The sequence below is a fragment of the Faecalibacterium sp. BIOML-A1 genome (assembly GCF_009679715.1).
GTDB lineage: Bacteria > Bacillota > Clostridia > Oscillospirales > Ruminococcaceae > Faecalibacterium > Faecalibacterium taiwanense.
Genome location: NZ_WKZJ01000003.1, coordinates 21,937 through 38,439, shown reverse-complemented (window position 1 = coordinate 38,439; position 16,503 = coordinate 21,937). Strand labels below are relative to the sequence as shown.

The 16,503-nt window shown below is 46.6% G+C and carries 15 protein-coding genes and 1 pseudogene; 6 read left to right on the top strand and 10 right to left on the bottom strand.

Translation table 11 applies throughout. The annotated features are described in order from the left end of the window. Positions 1-415 precede the first annotated feature (415 nt). From GKG36_RS04395 to GKG36_RS04380, 4 genes are all read left to right on the top strand, one after another. On the top strand, positions 416-1,552 hold the full coding sequence (locus GKG36_RS04395; protein WP_173012882.1) for a HAMP domain-containing sensor histidine kinase: 1,137 nt from the start codon (positions 416-418) through the stop codon (positions 1,550-1,552). A 1-nt stretch (position 1,553) separates the two neighbouring features. Then, positions 1,554-2,249: a response regulator transcription factor gene (locus GKG36_RS04390; protein ID WP_206671177.1), complete on the top strand. Its 696-nt coding sequence runs from the start codon at positions 1,554-1,556 to the stop codon at positions 2,247-2,249. 89 nt (positions 2,250-2,338) lie between these two features. Beyond that, a complete protein-coding gene (locus GKG36_RS04385) occupies positions 2,339-3,229 on the top strand; it encodes a DUF368 domain-containing protein (RefSeq protein ID WP_154259391.1) in 891 nt (296 codons plus the stop codon). Continuing rightward, positions 3,226-3,762: a phosphatase PAP2 family protein gene (locus tag GKG36_RS04380; RefSeq protein WP_154259389.1), complete on the top strand. Its 537-nt coding sequence runs from the start codon at positions 3,226-3,228 to the stop codon at positions 3,760-3,762. Before GKG36_RS04385 ends, GKG36_RS04380 begins: the two co-directional genes overlap by 4 nt. Before the next feature lie 165 nt (positions 3,763-3,927). Here the strand turns inward: GKG36_RS04380 and GKG36_RS14790 are convergent. The 8 genes and pseudogenes from GKG36_RS14790 to mobC all read right to left on the bottom strand — a co-directional run. Further along, a pseudogene (locus GKG36_RS14790) lies at positions 3,928-4,029 on the bottom strand (DUF6061 family protein); the annotation flags it as partial. Positions 4,030-4,485: 456 nt separating this feature from the next. After that, positions 4,486-5,532: a PDDEXK nuclease domain-containing protein gene (locus GKG36_RS04375; RefSeq protein WP_154259387.1), complete on the bottom strand. Its 1,047-nt coding sequence runs from the start codon at positions 5,530-5,532 to the stop codon at positions 4,486-4,488. Then, entirely contained in the window at positions 5,532-6,800 is a 1,269-nt protein-coding gene (locus GKG36_RS04370) for a site-specific integrase (RefSeq protein ID WP_154259385.1), read from the bottom strand. The genes GKG36_RS04375 and GKG36_RS04370 overlap by 1 nt, the downstream gene beginning before the upstream one ends. Positions 6,801-6,892: 92 nt before the next feature. Further along, positions 6,893-7,087, bottom strand: a complete 195-nt coding sequence (locus GKG36_RS04365; RefSeq protein WP_154259383.1) for an excisionase — start codon at positions 7,085-7,087, stop codon at positions 6,893-6,895. 213 nt (positions 7,088-7,300) lie between these two features. Next, complete coding sequence (locus GKG36_RS04360; RefSeq protein WP_154259635.1) at positions 7,301-8,593, bottom strand: virulence-associated E family protein; 1,293 nt, start codon at positions 8,591-8,593, stop codon at positions 7,301-7,303. Beyond that, complete coding sequence (locus GKG36_RS04355; protein ID WP_154259381.1) at positions 8,577-9,209, bottom strand: CHC2 zinc finger domain-containing protein; 633 nt, start codon at positions 9,207-9,209, stop codon at positions 8,577-8,579. The genes GKG36_RS04360 and GKG36_RS04355 overlap by 17 nt, the downstream gene beginning before the upstream one ends. Positions 9,210-9,249: 40 nt before the next feature. Further along, positions 9,250-10,911 carry a relaxase/mobilization nuclease domain-containing protein gene (locus GKG36_RS04350; protein ID WP_173012881.1) on the bottom strand — a complete coding sequence of 554 codons (1,662 nt, stop codon included), beginning with the start codon at positions 10,909-10,911 and terminating at the stop codon, positions 9,250-9,252. After that, positions 10,883-11,167 carry a plasmid mobilization relaxosome protein MobC gene (gene mobC, locus GKG36_RS04345; RefSeq protein WP_173012880.1) on the bottom strand — a complete coding sequence of 95 codons (285 nt, stop codon included), beginning with the start codon at positions 11,165-11,167 and terminating at the stop codon, positions 10,883-10,885. Before mobC ends, GKG36_RS04350 begins: the two co-directional genes overlap by 29 nt. Positions 11,168-12,075: 908 nt before the next feature. Here mobC and GKG36_RS04340 point away from each other — a divergent pair. Continuing rightward, positions 12,076-13,494 (top strand): restriction endonuclease subunit S, encoded by a 1,419-nt coding sequence (locus GKG36_RS04340; protein WP_154259375.1) that lies wholly within the window; start codon positions 12,076-12,078, stop codon positions 13,492-13,494. Next, entirely contained in the window at positions 13,478-14,056 is a 579-nt protein-coding gene (locus tag GKG36_RS04335; protein ID WP_154259373.1) for a restriction endonuclease subunit S, read from the top strand. The genes GKG36_RS04340 and GKG36_RS04335 overlap by 17 nt, the downstream gene beginning before the upstream one ends. 45 nt (positions 14,057-14,101) lie before the next feature. On the opposite strand, the gene GKG36_RS04330 is transcribed toward GKG36_RS04335, so the two are convergent. Next, a complete protein-coding gene (locus tag GKG36_RS04330) occupies positions 14,102-14,905 on the bottom strand; it encodes a tyrosine-type recombinase/integrase (protein WP_154259371.1) in 804 nt (267 codons plus the stop codon). A gap of 39 nt (positions 14,906-14,944) precedes the next feature. Continuing rightward, complete coding sequence (locus GKG36_RS04325) at positions 14,945-16,498, bottom strand: restriction endonuclease subunit S (RefSeq protein ID WP_154259369.1); 1,554 nt, start codon at positions 16,496-16,498, stop codon at positions 14,945-14,947. Positions 16,499-16,503: the final 5 nt, after the last annotated feature.

Below are 16,503 nucleotides of genomic sequence, written 5' to 3'. Positions count from 1 at the left end.
GGTCATGCGGTTTTCAAGGTGCAACGGGCAAAACAGCAACAAAAAAGCCGCCACAAAACAGACCAGCCCTGCCTTCGCTTTTTCTGGAAGGTCATGCTAGTCGGTTATGTAACGGCTGAAAGCCAAGATGTTCAGCCCCGCAGGGTCTGAACGAATATGTAAAAATATGTTATATTCAATTGTTGGGATAGATTACCACAAAAACCGAGCCGTGTCAACAAAAAGTTTTGAGAATATGCCACTTTCGGCAGCTTGCAAGAAAAAGCGAGGGAAACTTTGGCAAAAAGAGAGAGGGCTGGACGAGGCCAGCCCTCTTGACAGCAAAATGATTTTTAAGCGGAAGTTTTAAGATTGGTTTAAGTTTCTTGTCCCTTTTTGTGATATGATAGACCTATCAAAAGCAGGAGGGAATTTTATGACGATTCAAGAACGGCTCAGGCGCTCAAACATCATTATGCTGGTGATTCCAATTCTGATCGCAGGGATATTGTTGATCCTTGGCTTTGGCGGGGCGATCGTCCTGCTGGAATCGGTCTACCTGCCCCGGATGGGCCTGACCCTGCACGAGCTGCACAATATGGGAGAAGAACTGGAACCGATGTTTCAGGGTCTAAAATTCTGTGTTCTGTTGTACGCAGCCATCGTTCTCGTTGCATTGCTGGCGACAGTGGTGTTTACCAACCTATACCTGACCCGGAATTTATTTGCACATATCCAAAAACCGTTGGACGCTTTGATGCAGGGGGTCAAGCGGATCGAGGACGGCGATCTGGATTCGCCCATCGCCTATGAAGAACAGGATGAATTTCGTATGGCCTGTGACGCAGTGGATGCCATGGCAGTACGCTTGAAAAAATCTCTGACCGAGCAGCAAAGAGAGCAGCAGAGAAAGCAAGAGCTGATCGCCGGAATGTCCCATGATCTGAAAAGCCCGCTGACCACCATCCGGGCTTATACGGAAGCGTTGCTGGAGGGAGTTGCCCCGGACGAACCCACCCGGCAGCGGTATTTACAGACCATCTATGCAAGAGAAACGGACTTGGAGGCTCTTGTCAATCGTTTGTTTGAGCTGGCAAAGCTGGGGGCTAGTGAATACCCGATGCACCTGAAGGCATTGCCGCTGCAAGAGACGCTGCACCATATCCTGAACGCCTGCGATCACGAGGGAATATCGGTGGATTGCGATGCAGTCATCGATTGCACCGTTCTGGCCGACCGGGAACTTTTGCAGCGCGTTCTGAACAATCTGGTGGATAACAGCCGTAAATATGGCGCAAATGCGCTGTCTTTTGGCTCTGTGTGTGAGGAGGATACCGTTACCCTCTGGATGGAGGATAATGGCCCCGGTGTGCCGGAAGAACAGCTTCCGTGCCTTTTTGAACCGTTTTATCGTGGAGATGCTGCGCGCACAAAACCCGGTGCAGGCAGCGGATTAGGGCTTGCAGTCGTCAAAAAATCTATGCAGCAAATGGGCGGAAATGTCCGGGCGGAGAATGCTCCCGGTGGAGGACTGCGTATCGTGATGCAGCTGCCAATGGCAAAGGAAGGGTAATATGGAGCTGAAACGAATTCTTATTGTGGAAGATGATGCCGACATTGCGGCCATCGAACGGGACTATCTGGAGCTGGGCGGATACGCCGTGACCATTGCCCCGGATGGAACCACAGGACTGGATGCCGCCTTGCATCAGCCGTTTGACCTGATCTTGCTGGATGTGATGCTGCCCGGTATCGATGGCTTTGCCATCTGCAAACAGGTGCGCGCCGAAAAGGATATTCCCATCCTTATGGTGACCGCCCGTGGCGAGGATGTGGATAAGATCCGCGGCCTTGGCTTCGGTGCGGATGATTACATTGAAAAGCCCTTTTCGCCCAGCGTTCTGGTGGCACGGGTCAAGGCGCATCTGGCGCAATATGCCCGCCTGAAACCTTGCGCTGACACGCCTAAAACGATCACGGTCGGCCCGCTGACAGCCGACCCCGCCGCCCGGCGCATCACGAAAAATGGCGTAGAGGTTCCTCTGAAAAATAAAGAATACGAATTGTTGTTCTTCCTGATGCGCCACCCGGAGCAGGTGTTCAGCCGAGAGGACTTATACGAACTGATCTGGGGCTTGGAGTCGATGGGAGACAACATTACCGTAGCAGTCCACATCAATCGCCTGCGGGAGAAAATTGAAGATACCCCTGCCGACCCGAAACTTCTGCAAACGGTGTGGGGTGTGGGCTATCGACTCCATGTAGTTTAAGAACGGTTTAAGGTTGAAACGATCTCTCTTAAAAAAGTTTCGGTACACTCTAAGCAGTGATCGAAACTTTTTTACTTGGAGGGACTTTTATGATTTTAACCGCATTTCATGGCTTTTGCATGGCACTGGCCGACAGCGTTCCCGGCGTGTCCGGGGGAACGATCGCCTTCATTCTGGGCTTTTACGATCGCTTTATCAATGCGCTCCACGGGTTGTTTCGGGGCAATTGGAAGCAACGAAAAGCTGCCCTGACGTACCTGTTGAAATTGGGTATCGGCTGGGGCATTGGCATGGTAAGCTGTGTGGTGCTGCTGTCCAGTCTGTTTGAGCAGAATATCTATTTCATGAGTTCTCTCTTTCTGGGGTTGACCGTCTGTTCCATCCCATTTGTTGCGATGGCAGAGCAGGAAGCACTTGAAAATTGGCGCAATAGCGGGTTTCTGCTGGTGGGAGTTGCAGCTGTGGTTGGGCTGACATTGCTCCGCACCCGTGCCGTTGGGCTGGGAGCTATCAACTACGCACAGCTTCAGCCATTGCAATTTGGCTGGATATTTCTCTCCGGTGCGGTAGCCATTACGGCTATGGTGCTGCCCGGAATTTCCGGCTCATCCGTCCTGCTGATCGCCGGTGTCTATCTGCCTACCATTCAGGCTGTTCACAGCCTGCTCGGCTTACAGCTTGTTGTCATTCCGGGACTGTGCGCACTGGGGCTGGGAGTGCTGACAGGCATCGGACTGTCCATTCGCGCTATCCGCTCCGCCTTGCAGAATCACCGCAGTGCTATGGTTTGGTTGGTTTTGGGACTGATGCTGGGCTCACTTTATGCCATCGCAAACGGCCCGGCCAGTCTGGACACTCCTCTGCCGCCGCTGAGTTTCACGAATTTTCAGATTCCTGCATTTTTGCTGGGAATTGTGCTTCTTTTCGCGCTGGAAGGCTTGAAGAAAACCATGGAGAAAAAGGATGGTGGAAACAAATGAGACTGGACTGGACGATTTTACATGAGATCCGGGCATTTCTGACCTGCTCGCTGCTGGATATGCTGATGCCAAAGATCACAATGCTGGGAAACAGTGGTGCCGTCTGGATCTTGGCAGCGGGTGGGCTGCTCTGCACAAAGAAATACCGGAAGTATGGGATCATTCTGCTGGCAGGTCTTGCCATGGGTGTTCTGGTTGGCAATGTATTCCTGAAGCATCTGATTGCCCGTCCGCGCCCCTGTTGGCTGGATCAAAGCGTACCGCTTCTGATTGCTGTCCCGAACGACTACTCGTTCCCATCCGGTCATACGCTGGCCTCTGTTATCGGTGCAACGATCCTGACCGCAGCGGATAGACGATTTGGCATCATTGCGATTCCGCTGGCGATACTCATCGCCTTTTCACGGTTGTACCTTTATGTGCACTTCCCCAGTGATATACTGGGGGCTGTGATTCTGGGGCTTGGCATCGGGGCACTGACACTGTGCGGCGGAAATTGGGCAGACAAGAGGCTGCACACACAAGGCTTTTGAGGAAGAGCACTTGTAAGAAGTCTGGCTTTTTTCATCCTGCATGAGTTGTTTACAGCCAAAAGTCTGATCGGCTGTGCGTTCATTGCCACAGGAACTTCGTTTATGGTATTATAAAAGCAGGCAATGGCTGCGACACGTTGTTTTGTGCCGCAGCCATTGCCTTTGTCAATCTTCCATTCTGCCGTGGTCACAGCCGAGTGAGAGATAATGCTCAATTTCACCACCCAGCACAAGCTGAGCGTACTCCAAGGGCTTGTTGTAGCGCACTATGAACTTCGAGAATTGTTTGAAAGACTTATTGATTCTCTGCATCCCAGATAAAAAGGCAGGTACACCATGCTTCCACAGTGTGCCTGCCTTTTGTCGTATTTGGGTTCAGTGTACCTACTACACCAATCCGCTGATTCACTTGTTACACCACACCGCTTTGTAAGGCTCCTTTTCGGGAAAACGTCCCAAAATTGGTGTAGTTGTGGTGTAGTACCGCAGATGTCGTCTGAAATCCGTTCATAATTTCATCGTATCTGCGTTTTAATTTTGCATTTTACTGCTCAATCGGCTTCATCGTGGGGAGCTTGACTGGTGGTGATTTATAGCTGTTTACAAGTGTTCATAAGCCTTTGTTTGTGCAAGATAAAAAGGTCTTATTTTTCGCAACTCTACGCAACTGTTTACAGCTATTCTCAAATTGGTGGTAAGTCAGTGGTAAGGCTGGTGGTAAACTTATTCGTCCTCGTGAGAGTGCCAACGCTTCAGGACTTCTTCCACCTGCCTAATAAGCTGCTCCTTGTTCGGCATATATAAGACGTACCGGGATGCAAAAATCTGGTTTGACAAACCGCCCAGCGCATACTCGGCTGCTACGCTGTCCTTGTCGGTGCAGAGGATGATGCCGATAGGAGGATTATCTTCTGGGTCGTTGACCTCTGCGGCGTAGTAGTTCAGATACATATTGATTTGTCCGGCGGCTTCGGGCGTGAGCTTGGTGGTTTTCAACTCGATCAGCACATAGGCGTGTAAAATCTTATTGTAGAACACCATATCCACATAGTAGTGGGTGTTGTTCACTGTGACACGCTGCTGTGTGCCGACAAACATAAAGCCCCGGCCAAGTTCCAGCAAGAAATCTTCGATTTGTCGCACCAGTGCTGCTTCCAAATCGCTTTCAAGGAACGACTTTTCTTCCGGCAGTCCCAAAAACTCGAATACATACGGGTCCTTGATGATGTCCTCAGGCTTTGTGTAGTCCACACCTTTTTCAGCCAATGCTAAAACTTGTTCCTTGTTGGCATCCCCACGAGACAAGAGCAGCCGTTCAAACAGGGAACTTTCAACCTGACGTTTCATTTCACGGACAGACCAGCCAGAATTGACCGCTTCTTTTTCGTAGAAGCTGCGCTTCTCCTTATCGGAAATGGATAACAGCTCACAGTAGTGCGACCAACTCAATTTTCCAGACACTGTCTGGAAAATTGGATAGCTGAGATAGAACTGCCGCATATTGTAAACATTCGAGCGCGAAAAGCCCTTGCCAAGCTCCTTTGTCAACGCCCTGGAAAGCTGCGATAAGGTCTTTTCACCATATGCAGCACGGATGCTGTCATTTTGTTCACAACGAACAACGATCTCACCAATCTTCCAATAAGTTGACAGCAGTTCCTGATTGACCTGCTGTGCTACATTTTTACGGGAAGCTTCCAGCAGAGAACGAATCTCGCTCACTGCCGGGGCAAGAACCTGCGCTGCGAGGGTTACAGATTTATTTTCCATCAGTCATTTTCCTCCTTTCCTTCAAATGTCGTGGTTGCAGATAAGAACTCTGCAAACTTGTCGATTTCCTTTTTCTTGAGATTTTTTGTGGCCTCAGTGTAGATGTTCATGGTAGTGGTAATATCGGCGTGGCCCAGTACGTCTTGAATGACCTTCATGTTGATTCCGGCCTCGCAAAGCCGGGTAGCGCAGGTGTGCCGCAAGGAATGGCAACTAAACTTCGGAAGCAGGACAAGGTTCTTCGGCTTAATTGTACCGCTTTCGCATTTTGCCAGCTGTTCCTCGTTGCAGTCGCGGATGATACGGTCAATGCCTTTATTGATGGTGCTGTGATGCTGGCACTCGCCAAAACGGTTTACAAAAATAAAATCCGTATAGCCATCAATCGTCACCTTGCAGGAAATTCCAGTTTTCTTCTGATACTCTCGCTCTTGTACAAAAGCAGCCTTGACTGCCGGAGTCATAGGCACAATTCGATTTCCAGCTTCCGTTTTGGGTGTATTGATTCCGTACAGACAACCTTTCTCCCGGTGGCTGTAATAAATCAACGTGTGATTTACACTGATTTCACCCGTATCAAGGTTGATGTCCTCCCAGCGCAAACCCGTTGCCTCACCAGCACGGAGACCACATTCCACCATCACAGTAATGATGGGAAGCCAGTGATTGTACTTCTCACTGTTTTTCAAGAAGTCCATCAACAGCTTCTGCTGGCCTGCGGTCAGAGCCTTGCGGCGTTCGCTGTCCAGATTGTGCGTCTGCTTCAACTCTTTCAACGCATTATCGGATGGATTGATGCGGAGATACTCGTCCTCAACCGCAAAATCCAGCACCTGATGCAGCACTGTATGGATGTTCTCCACCGTTGCCACTTTCAGACGCTGCGAATCCACAAGGCCATTGTAAAACCGCCGCACATCCGACTTTTTCAGGCTTCCGACCTTCCGCTTTCCAAACTCCGGGAGTACGTACATCTTGTACATATACTCGTAATTGACCAGTGTGTTGGCTTTCAGCCCCTTTTTCAGTTGCAGCCACTGCTCGTGAATGTCGTTGATGGTCGCGTTCCGCGCTTCCGAACGAATGCCATCACTGCGGTCACGCTGAATCTCTGCTTCTTTCTCACGAAGTTCTTCCAGACTTTTGGCGTACACATTGTTGCGCTTGCCGTTTTCACTGCGCCAGCGGTACTCATACGTTCCGTTACTGCGCTGATATTCACCTTCCTTTAGAACACGATTCTTTGAGTCTTTTCTTCTTTCTGCCATCGTTATGTCCTCCATTGTTGGCAGAAAGCAACCTACAGCTTAATCATACCATACCGCCGAGGTGCTTTCAACTGCCGACTTCATTTTTATTGTCAAATCGAAAATAATCGGTCAAGGTGTTCATCCAGCCTGCGGCGTTTCAGCAGCCGCTTCGTACCATTCCAGAGAACAAAGGTACAGTCCTTGGAATCGCTCATTTCGCGCAGTTTGTTGATACCAATGCCGGAATAGGCTGCGGCTTCTTCCAGCGTCAGATTGCTTTTCTCCCAAATCGGGACTTCTTTCATAGGCAAAACCTCCGTATTTTTGTTTGTAACCAGCAGACTGTAACCGCCACAGAAAACTTTTTCTACGGTGGTATGCTGGCAATTTTCTGTATTTATTTTTCTTATCGGTTACAGGTTACATGGTTACAGATAGGAAAATCACGTGGAATGATGCTGCTTTTTGGCAGATACAGGGTGTAACCAAACCTGTAACCAACTGTGTAAAATGGCCCTTCAAAACGGAAATCCCATCTGCTGAGCTTCTTCGTCTGTAAGTTCTACAAAACCGTCTGCCTCCACTTTTGCAGCGGTTACACGTTCCCATCCTTTCTGCACGCCATACTTCGGGTAGCGTTTGGCTGCTTTATGGGCTGTCCACCCCTTGATTTCGCCATTCACAATTCCTGCAGTCATGATCTCACAGATAGCACGGGTTTCCCACTCCGCAGGAAGATTCAGATTGCCCAGTGCCTCAGCGTAGAGCTGTTTGGAACATACCCGGTCACCCGTGTAATCCTCCAGAAACGCATAAATCATGCCCGCCTGTGTATCTTCCTGCATAAAATCTTTCTGGCAAATCTGCAAGGCTTCCTGCATGGCAGGGCTGAATGTCAGCTTATAATCACCGCTGTTGTAAATCGTCATGGTTTCTGCCCAAAGCTGGTCGATATAGGCACGGGATTCCGCTTCGTTATCCAGAATATGTACTTCAGCCTGTGTTGCATCCACCGGGATGGGGATAAAGCGGCGGTTTCCCGTGCGGTCACGGGGCAGGAAGTCCTGTCGATTGGTCGTTCCTGCAAAGACACATTGCCGCAAACGATCTGCCGGGTGTGTTTCATACGGGATTTTGTAGGTTTCTTTCTGCTTGCTGAGAAAGCTCTTGATTTCTTCAATGCTTTTGGCATTGGCAGTCGCAATCATTTCCGACATTTCCATAATCCAGTGGCCTTGCAGCTTGCGGAACACGTTATCATCATCCAGTCGCCGCAAATCATCCGAGAACCATTCATCTTTGATAGCAAGCAGCCGGAAAAAAGAGGATTTTCCTGCACCCTGCCCACCGACCAAGCAAAGCATCATTTCAAATTTGCAGCCGGGATGAAACACCCGTTTGATCGCTCCAAGCAGAAAAATTTTCAACGCTTCTGTGGTAAGCTCATCTTCTGCGGCACCGAGAAAGCGATGCAAGGCGCGGCTTATCCGTGCTGTGCCATCCCACTTCAATTCATTCAAGTAGTCCCGGATGGGGTGGTAATGATTCTCATTGGCAACAATGCGAATTGCCGCAGACACTCGTTTTTCGCTGTACAGACCATACTTTTCCATTCTACGAAGAATGTACATCATATCCGTGTCGGTCAGTGTAGGGCCAGAACGCTGCCAGCCCATCGGCTTTACAATATCAATGCGTTCACTCAGCAGATTCAGCCGGATGGAATCAGCAAGAATCGGGTCGTTCTGCAAAACAGTCACACAGTTTTGAATCGTGTTCTGAACACCACCTTTTTCAGCCTGCGAGAGCATTTTGCGGATGTTGGAAATGGTCGGTCTGGTATTTTCGGATTCGTTGGGCAATCTGTTGAACCTCCTTCCGATGTTCGGTGAGAAAATGTCGATTCTCTATCAGATATTGGATGTAATCCGTATAATGCAGGCTGGCAGCAAAACATGGATGCAGTTCTTCCTCCGATAATTTTGGTACAAATCGTATGCGCCAGTCAGCTAGGATTGCACGGCACTCGTACAATATTTGGATTGGATCTTTGTATTCCACGATTTTCAAGTGCTGCCGTGGGAAATTTTCCGTTGCAGAAAGTCCAAAGTCTGCGGCCAGCTTTTCCGCCGCCTGTCGTAAGGACAGTTGAAACATTTTTGCGGTGAAGTCGATTGCATCGCCATCCGCGCCACAGCCAAAACAGTGAAATCGAAAATCCACTTTCATGCTGGGATTGCGGTCTGCATGGAATGGACAGCAAATCATGCTGCTGCGGTTTGGACGAAAACCATAGGCTTCTGCAGCCTGTCGAGTAGTGATATTCCGTTTTACGATTTCAAATAAATTGTTGTTCTTGAAAATTGACCTCCTTCTTATTTTCAAAAGTCCCTGCCGAATGGGAAAGTCCTGTACGGGCTTACGCATCCGGCAGGGTTCCGGGGTGCGGGGTGGAAGACACTGCTGATTACAGGCTCATATCATAGCTGCGCTTCTTGCGTTTCGGTTGACGCTCGCGCTTTTCCTGTCGAGCCTGCTCCTGCCTTGCCTTTTCGCGGACTTTGGCCTCCCACTCGCGTTTCCATGCAAGGTCGGATTTCATCTCATTGGTTTTTCGGAAGATGCTGTACACATTATCCGATGCAATTTCCAGATGCTTGGATTCTTCCCTCAGAGGAGCATAAGCCTTTTTCCTCTCCGCAATTTCTTTCATCAGTTCTTCTTTCCGTTTTTTCAAGGATTTCAGCGATGGCAGCTTTCCATCGTTTTCTTCCCGGAAGTATTTCACGGATTCCGCATAGGCATCCAATTCCTTGGAATGTTCTGCGCGGAATTTTTTCTTGAAAATTGCTTTCGTAAATTGCTGCTGGACCTCTTTTGTGGAAAGGTACTGCCCCGCATAATGAATCTGTTCATTGATTTTGTACAGTTCATCCTCTGCCTGTGACAGTCGTTCATACGCTGCCTGCGCATTGGCCTGCGCAGTTTTACACAGATCGTTCAGTTCTGTCAGGTCGTTAATGTTATTCTCCTGTACCCATACCAGCGTTTCAGCCATTTTCTGCAAATTGCTGATTTTGACCTTTAGCGCATAGGCCAGATTTTCCTGTGCCTTGACATTCTCCTGCAGGTCCACAACGAGCCGTAGCCTGGTTCTGGTTGTAAAGATCAGTATGGGTTCTTCCTTGTACCGCAGATTCTTCTCGGCGTTCTGAACAAAGAATCCTTCCAGACATTCTCTTTTGCAGCTTTCTCCCAGAGAACGCTCCGATATGAACTTGTTCCGTTCCGGCGGCAGATAGCTATAACGCCCACGTTGGGTTTTGACGAAAATGTTGTATTCATCCTGCAGGATGTCTTGAAAATCTTCATACGAGATTGCTTTCTCACGAGCAGCGGCAACGGCATCCCGGATAAGCTGCTTCTGCGTTTGAAACTTTGTCGGATTGGGCGTAAATCCTTCCGTTTCGATTTTCTGTTTTTTCTCATCCAGCCGCCGCTGTGCCCAATACTCCGCTTCGGTCACACCCGTTCTGGATGGTGACAGTAAATCGACCTGATGCAGAAACTCGCAGCGGCACAAATCCATGAGGGATTTCTGCAGGTGTTTCAGGTATTCGTTCGTCACATGGTGCTTGTACCCTGCCTTGCAGTCAATGGGCCGCTCCATAAAGGGCTGCTTAGGCACATCCAGTTTTCGCAAACTGTTGATTACGATATGTACATGAATGTTGCCGCTGCCATTATGACCGTCCATGTGCGTACAGACCAATGCCTGATGCCCCGGAAAATTTGCTTTTGCGTATTCCAGTCCAAGCTCCTGCGCCCGCTTCCCCGTCAAACAATTTTCTGTGCTGTCCCGTGGATCAAAGCTGATGATGTAATGGTGGCTTTTGATTTCATTCTTGTTTTTGTTTTTCTGGTACTCGCGGTTCAACTGCTGGCAGGCCGCATCAAAGGAATAGGGTTCACAGTTCAGACCGTCCAGATAAAACTCATCCCGCATGATGCGATTTCCGTTCTGGTCAAGGATCGGAGTTTTCCGAAGCTCATCATGCTTGAAAATCAGATACTCCAGCGCAGCACCATAGTTGGAACTCTTACTTGCGATGTGCTTTAAGATTGCCATAGTTCTTTCCTGCCATTTCTGCGACTTGTTCCCGCATCTCAAAAATACAGGCAATCGCATGGTTGATGTTTTCGTGCATCGCATGGGACTGGATACCGCCGCTGTTGAAGAAAGCTGCGATCTGGTTCAGGTTGTTTCCGATGGCGGCAAACTCCCGTGTGATGGCTTCGATCTCGTCCGGGTGGACATAGAATACATACGAGGTATCCACGCGGCCTTTCATCAGCATCTGTGCTGCAAATTCAGAGAGGGTCATTCCGGCATCTTCTGCCTGCTGGTGTAAAAGTTCATGTACTGTTTCTGTTACTCGTGCGGAGATTACTTTTGTCTTTACGATAGATTTCACTTTTCTCTTTGTTCGTGGCATGGGGTCTCCTTTCCAAAATCAAGAATTTGATTTTCCCGGCAGTGCATCTGCACTCCGGCTGTGACCTGCTGCGCAGGCCACCAATAGGCAAAATCATGTGATTTTGCACGATGTGAGGGTATGGGGAGCGCAATCCCCATCAAGATGCCGCCATGGAGAAATCGTCCGTAGGAGCGGTTTCGTATACAAAGGCGAATCTTGCTCTTAACTACCGTCCACTCTCTCCCGGCCCGTTCCTGCCCGATTTTCTCCGGCGTATTTTCCGGTAAGACGTGCAGAATGCACATTCAGTACCAGAGTTATCCTGCTGGGGTGGCTCATGAAATTTTCAAGGTGCGATGTGACTTTGTAAGGAATCAGGAATTTTCAGAAGTGATGCCGTAGCGAATTGGCTTACTTTTGAAAACACTTCCTATACCTTATACAAACTTTGAGGGGTGTTTTTAAACCGGGTCTTTTGAAAATTCAAAGAAAATTCATTTTTCCAACGTTCCCCTCTACCTATAACAATCTAAAATGGCTGTTTGGCAACCAGATTTTCAAATTTTGTTGAACTGACTAATTTTAGAATATGGATTTTGTTTATTTTCCGCTCATAAAACTAGAGGAAAGCCGTTTCACAAAAGATTTTGAAAACCCCTACACTAATAGGAATCCGCAGAGCCGTTTTGGAATACAGTTTTGAAAATTTTTCAATTTAAGAAAAAAGAAAAACGGCAAAGCAGATAAAATCCACTTTACCGTTTTGTGTCGATAGCGCGATACACGTAAATTACTGCCTTGGCTTTTCCGATAATTTGCCTTATGAGAAGGTCGGCAAAAATGAGCCTGTCTGCATTGCAGATGAAGTGCCGTTTGACATCCCGGAGAGCTGGGAGTGGGTGAGGTTAAAAACTCTTACTTACAATCACGGTCAAAAGAAACCAACCTCAGAATTTTGTTATATTGATATAGGCTCGATTGACAATAAACATCAGAAGCTAAATGAACAGGAAACTATTGTCGTGCCTGAAAAAGCTGCATCACGAGCAAGAAAAATTGTGAATGAGGGGGATATTTTATATTCTACAGTTCGTCCCTATCTACATAATATGTGCATTATAAACCGTGAATTTTCAAGAGAGGCAATCGCTAGTACAGGATTTGCTGTTTTAAAGTGTTGTGCAGATTATTCTAATGAGTTTTTGTTTTACTATATGATGTCTCCCGACTTTGATAGCTATGCTAACGATACTGCCAACTCAAAAGGGGTCGCATATCCGGCGATTAACGATGAACGACTGAGTATGGCGTTGGTTCCGATTCCGCCAGTTTCTGAGCAACGCCGAATTTTGAAACAGCTATTAGAAATTCTCCCCACCATTCAGATGTATGACATAACGCATCAGCGTTTAGAAAAACTAAACGATACATTTCCAGCGCAACTGAAAAAGTCTATCTTGCAAGATGCTGTTCAAGGAAAGCTCGTTCTCCAAGACCCTGCCGATGAACCAGCTTCCGCACTACTGGAACGTATTCGTGCAGAGAAAGAACAACTTATCAAAGAGGGCAAAATCAAACGTGACAAGCACGAATCGGTCATTTTCAGACGGGATAATTCTTATTACGAAATCTCTGGTAAAAAAGAAGTTTGCATTGATGACGAAATCCTGTTTGACATTCCTGAAAGTTGGGAGTGGACAAGATTAGGAAATGTATTAGCCTCTACTGATGCAGGAAAAAGTCCACAATGTGAGGATCGCTCTTGTAACAAAGGCGAAGCTGGTGTTATTAAAACAACGGCTGTACAAGATGGATATTTTCTTCCGAACGAAAATAAAGTATTGCCTACATCATTTACAATACAAAAGGATCAGCTAATTAGAAAGGGGGATTTGCTGATTACGCGCGCTGGACCTCGTAATAGGACTGGAGTATTATGCGTTGTTGATGTGGAATGTGAGAAGTTGATTCTATCGGATAAGACTGTGCGGCTAGCCTACATTCGTAATAATGTCAATCCGCACTATCTTCAGATTGCACTATCAAGCCCCGCAATTCAAAATATGGTTGTTAAGGCAATGTCGGGAATGGCTGAATCACAGGTCAATATATCACAGAGCAACATGAAAAAGTTTTTGATTCCGATTCCACCATTAAACGAGCAAAATCGAATTGTTGATAAATACAAAACTGTTTATTCAGCATTTGTAAATAAGTTTGAGTTCTTATTATGAGAAGGTCGATGGAATTGAACGTTGCATCGACGATGAGCTGCCGTTTGAGATTCCCGAAAGTTGGGAATGGTGCAGACTCGGTACAATTCTGCAAAAGCTAACAGATGGTACACATTCAACACCCAAATACACTGCTAGAGGCATTCCATTCATATCTGTAAAAGATATAAGTTCTGGTAAAATTTCTTTTGAACGAACAAAATTCATTTCAAAAACAGAACATGAACTTCTCGCGTCTCGTTGTGACCCACATCGAGATGATATTTTACTTACTAAAGTGGGAACAACTGGAATCCCAGTATTGGTTGATACCGATAGGCCTTTTAGCATTTTTGTGAGTGTGGCGCAGCTTCGATTTTCAACAGAACTGCTAGACAAATTTTTCTTGATTTATCTTCTAAAGTCACCGCTTGTACAAACTCAATGTAGAGAAAACACAAAAGGGGTTGGAAATAAAAATTGGGTGATGCGTGATATTGCAAACACGTTGATCTGTATTCCACCATTGGCAGAACAAAAAAGAATACAAGCAAGTCTAGCTAATGTGCTAAAATCGATTTGATAAGAAAGAGCGTCTGAACTCATTTTTGAGAACAGACGCCTTTTTTTACCAGTCTACGATATTATCTACTAAAGTCCTCTGCTCTGTTGCGGTTTTGCGCAAATAAATTCGCGTCGTTTCAATACTTTCATGACCCATCAAGTCTGCAAGGAATGCAATGTCGCTGCACCGATCCAAAAAGCTTTTTGCAAACCGATGCCGGAAAGAGTGGGGATAAACCACCGCAGGATCAATGCCATACTTTAACGCCAGCTTCTTCAGCTGTCCAGAAATACCTCTTGTGGTGATTCGTTCGCCGAAGCGATTCAAAAAGATAAAGCCGCTGTCCTGCTGTTTTTCTTCCAACCAGACAATGGCTTCATCTTGCAATGATTTGGGAATGTAGATGCGGCGCAGCTTTCCACCTTTAGAATAAAGATCGAGGTGTCCAAGCTTAATGTGTTCAACTTTGATTTGCACCAGCTCGCTGACGCGCGCACCCGTAGCAGCCAAAAAGCGGATGACAAAATACCAAAGCATATTGTCATCGCGCTTCAGGCAGTTTTTGAAGTAGATGTAGTCTGCTTCGCTAATGACATTTTCGAGGAAGGCTTTCTGCTGCACCCTGATGGATGACAATTTCCATGAATCCTTTCCGATGCTTTCGAGGTAGCAGTTGATAGCGCGGATTCGTAGATTAACTGTTTTGGGCTTGTACTGCTCAATCAGCCAGGCTTTGTGCTCTTTCAAATTGCGTTTGGTGATGGCCTCATGCCGTTCCCCAAACTGCCGCACAGCAAACAAATAGGATGTTACAGTGTTTTCTGAGAGATTTGTTCCTCTCAAGTGTCTTTCAAATTCTTCAATCATAGTGAAAGACCTCCTTTCACCATGAGTATACAAAAAGAGTTATAGAACCGCTATTTTTGAAAGGACTAGAGAGATTCTTTGAAGGATGCGGAACAGTTCCTTTTCCGGTGGAATAGAAACCAATAATTCACCTATGGAATCAAGTCGAAAGCTATTTTTTATGCCATGTTGATTTGCGTTATAGAATTTTTGGGCGTAGTCAGTCAGAAGCAAATATGGAATATATTTATTCCGCATTTCTGGAAGAAAACGTATCATCGCAGTGTGCTGGTTGATGTAGGCTTTCTCAAATCCATCTGGTATCAGACCAAGCATTCCGACATCGCCTGTTATAGAGAACAGTAAATCGCCACTTTGTAATGAAGTTCGTGTTCCCTCGGCCTTTGAGGGGATGGTAACACGCTGGATATGTTCTAGCCGCAGGTCAAAAGAATTTTTTGACAGATTTCCCATGCGAAGAAATGCTGCACCCGTAGTTGAGTAATATTTTGCCCAATCGCGTGAACCGCTGGTAATGTTCTCTGTCAAAGATTTCAAACGACACCATCCCCAACTTTCGGGAATCTCAAACGGCAATTCATCGTCGATGCAGCGTTCAATTTCATCAACCTTCTCATAATAAGAATTATCCCGTCTAAAAATAACGGATTCATGCTTGTCCCGTTTAATTTTTCCGGCTTTAATGAGCTGCTCTTTTTCTGCACGGATGTGCTCTAACAGAACGGATGCTGGTTCGTCGGCAGAATCTTGGAGAACGAGCTTTCCTTGAACAGCATCTTGTAAAACAGACTTTTTCAAGGTATCTGGAAATGAGCTGTTTAATTGTGCAGCAGTTTTTTCTTTGATATCATATATTTCTATATGTGGAAGCAGAGCTTTTATTTTTCCGCATATTCGTTTTTGCTCACTAGTTGGAGGTAATGGCAATAATGAATGAAGTACATCTTCTCTTGCAATTCCCGGTATCATACTTTTAGCAGCAGCCTTTAATATAGGAATCAACGTTTCTAGGACAATCTTTATATATGAAATCTCTATATCATCTGAAAGTGAACGAATGGCCATAAGCTGTCGAGCAATGTGAACTTGAGGCTCTTTCAATACTGCCATAGAACCCACAGTTCCTTTACAGGTTAATAGCAAATCGCCTCTATGTGCAAAAGCCTTTCCATATTCTGTCCATCGATTGATAACGACATTTCCATTTGCAATATTAGATGCACCTGTAATATAGGGTATTCCCAACTGCGTGCTGTTGTACTTATCGGGAGTCATATCCTGTCCAGATTGCAGTTCAATAATATTTGAAAATCGTACCCACTCCCAGCTCTCCGGAATGTCAAACGGCACTTCATCTGCAATGCAGACAGGCTCATTTTTGCCGACCTTCTCATAAGGCAAATTATCGGCTCCACGAAAAATCACAGACGGATTCTTTTCCTTTTTGATTTTGCCCTCTTTGATAAGCTGTTCTTTTTCTGCACGAATGCGTTCCAGCAGCACAGAAGCAGGCTCGTCATTGGGGTCTTGCGGAACAAGTTTGCCCTGCACTGCCATTTGCAGAATGGAATTTTTCAGTTGCTGTCCTGTCATTTTTT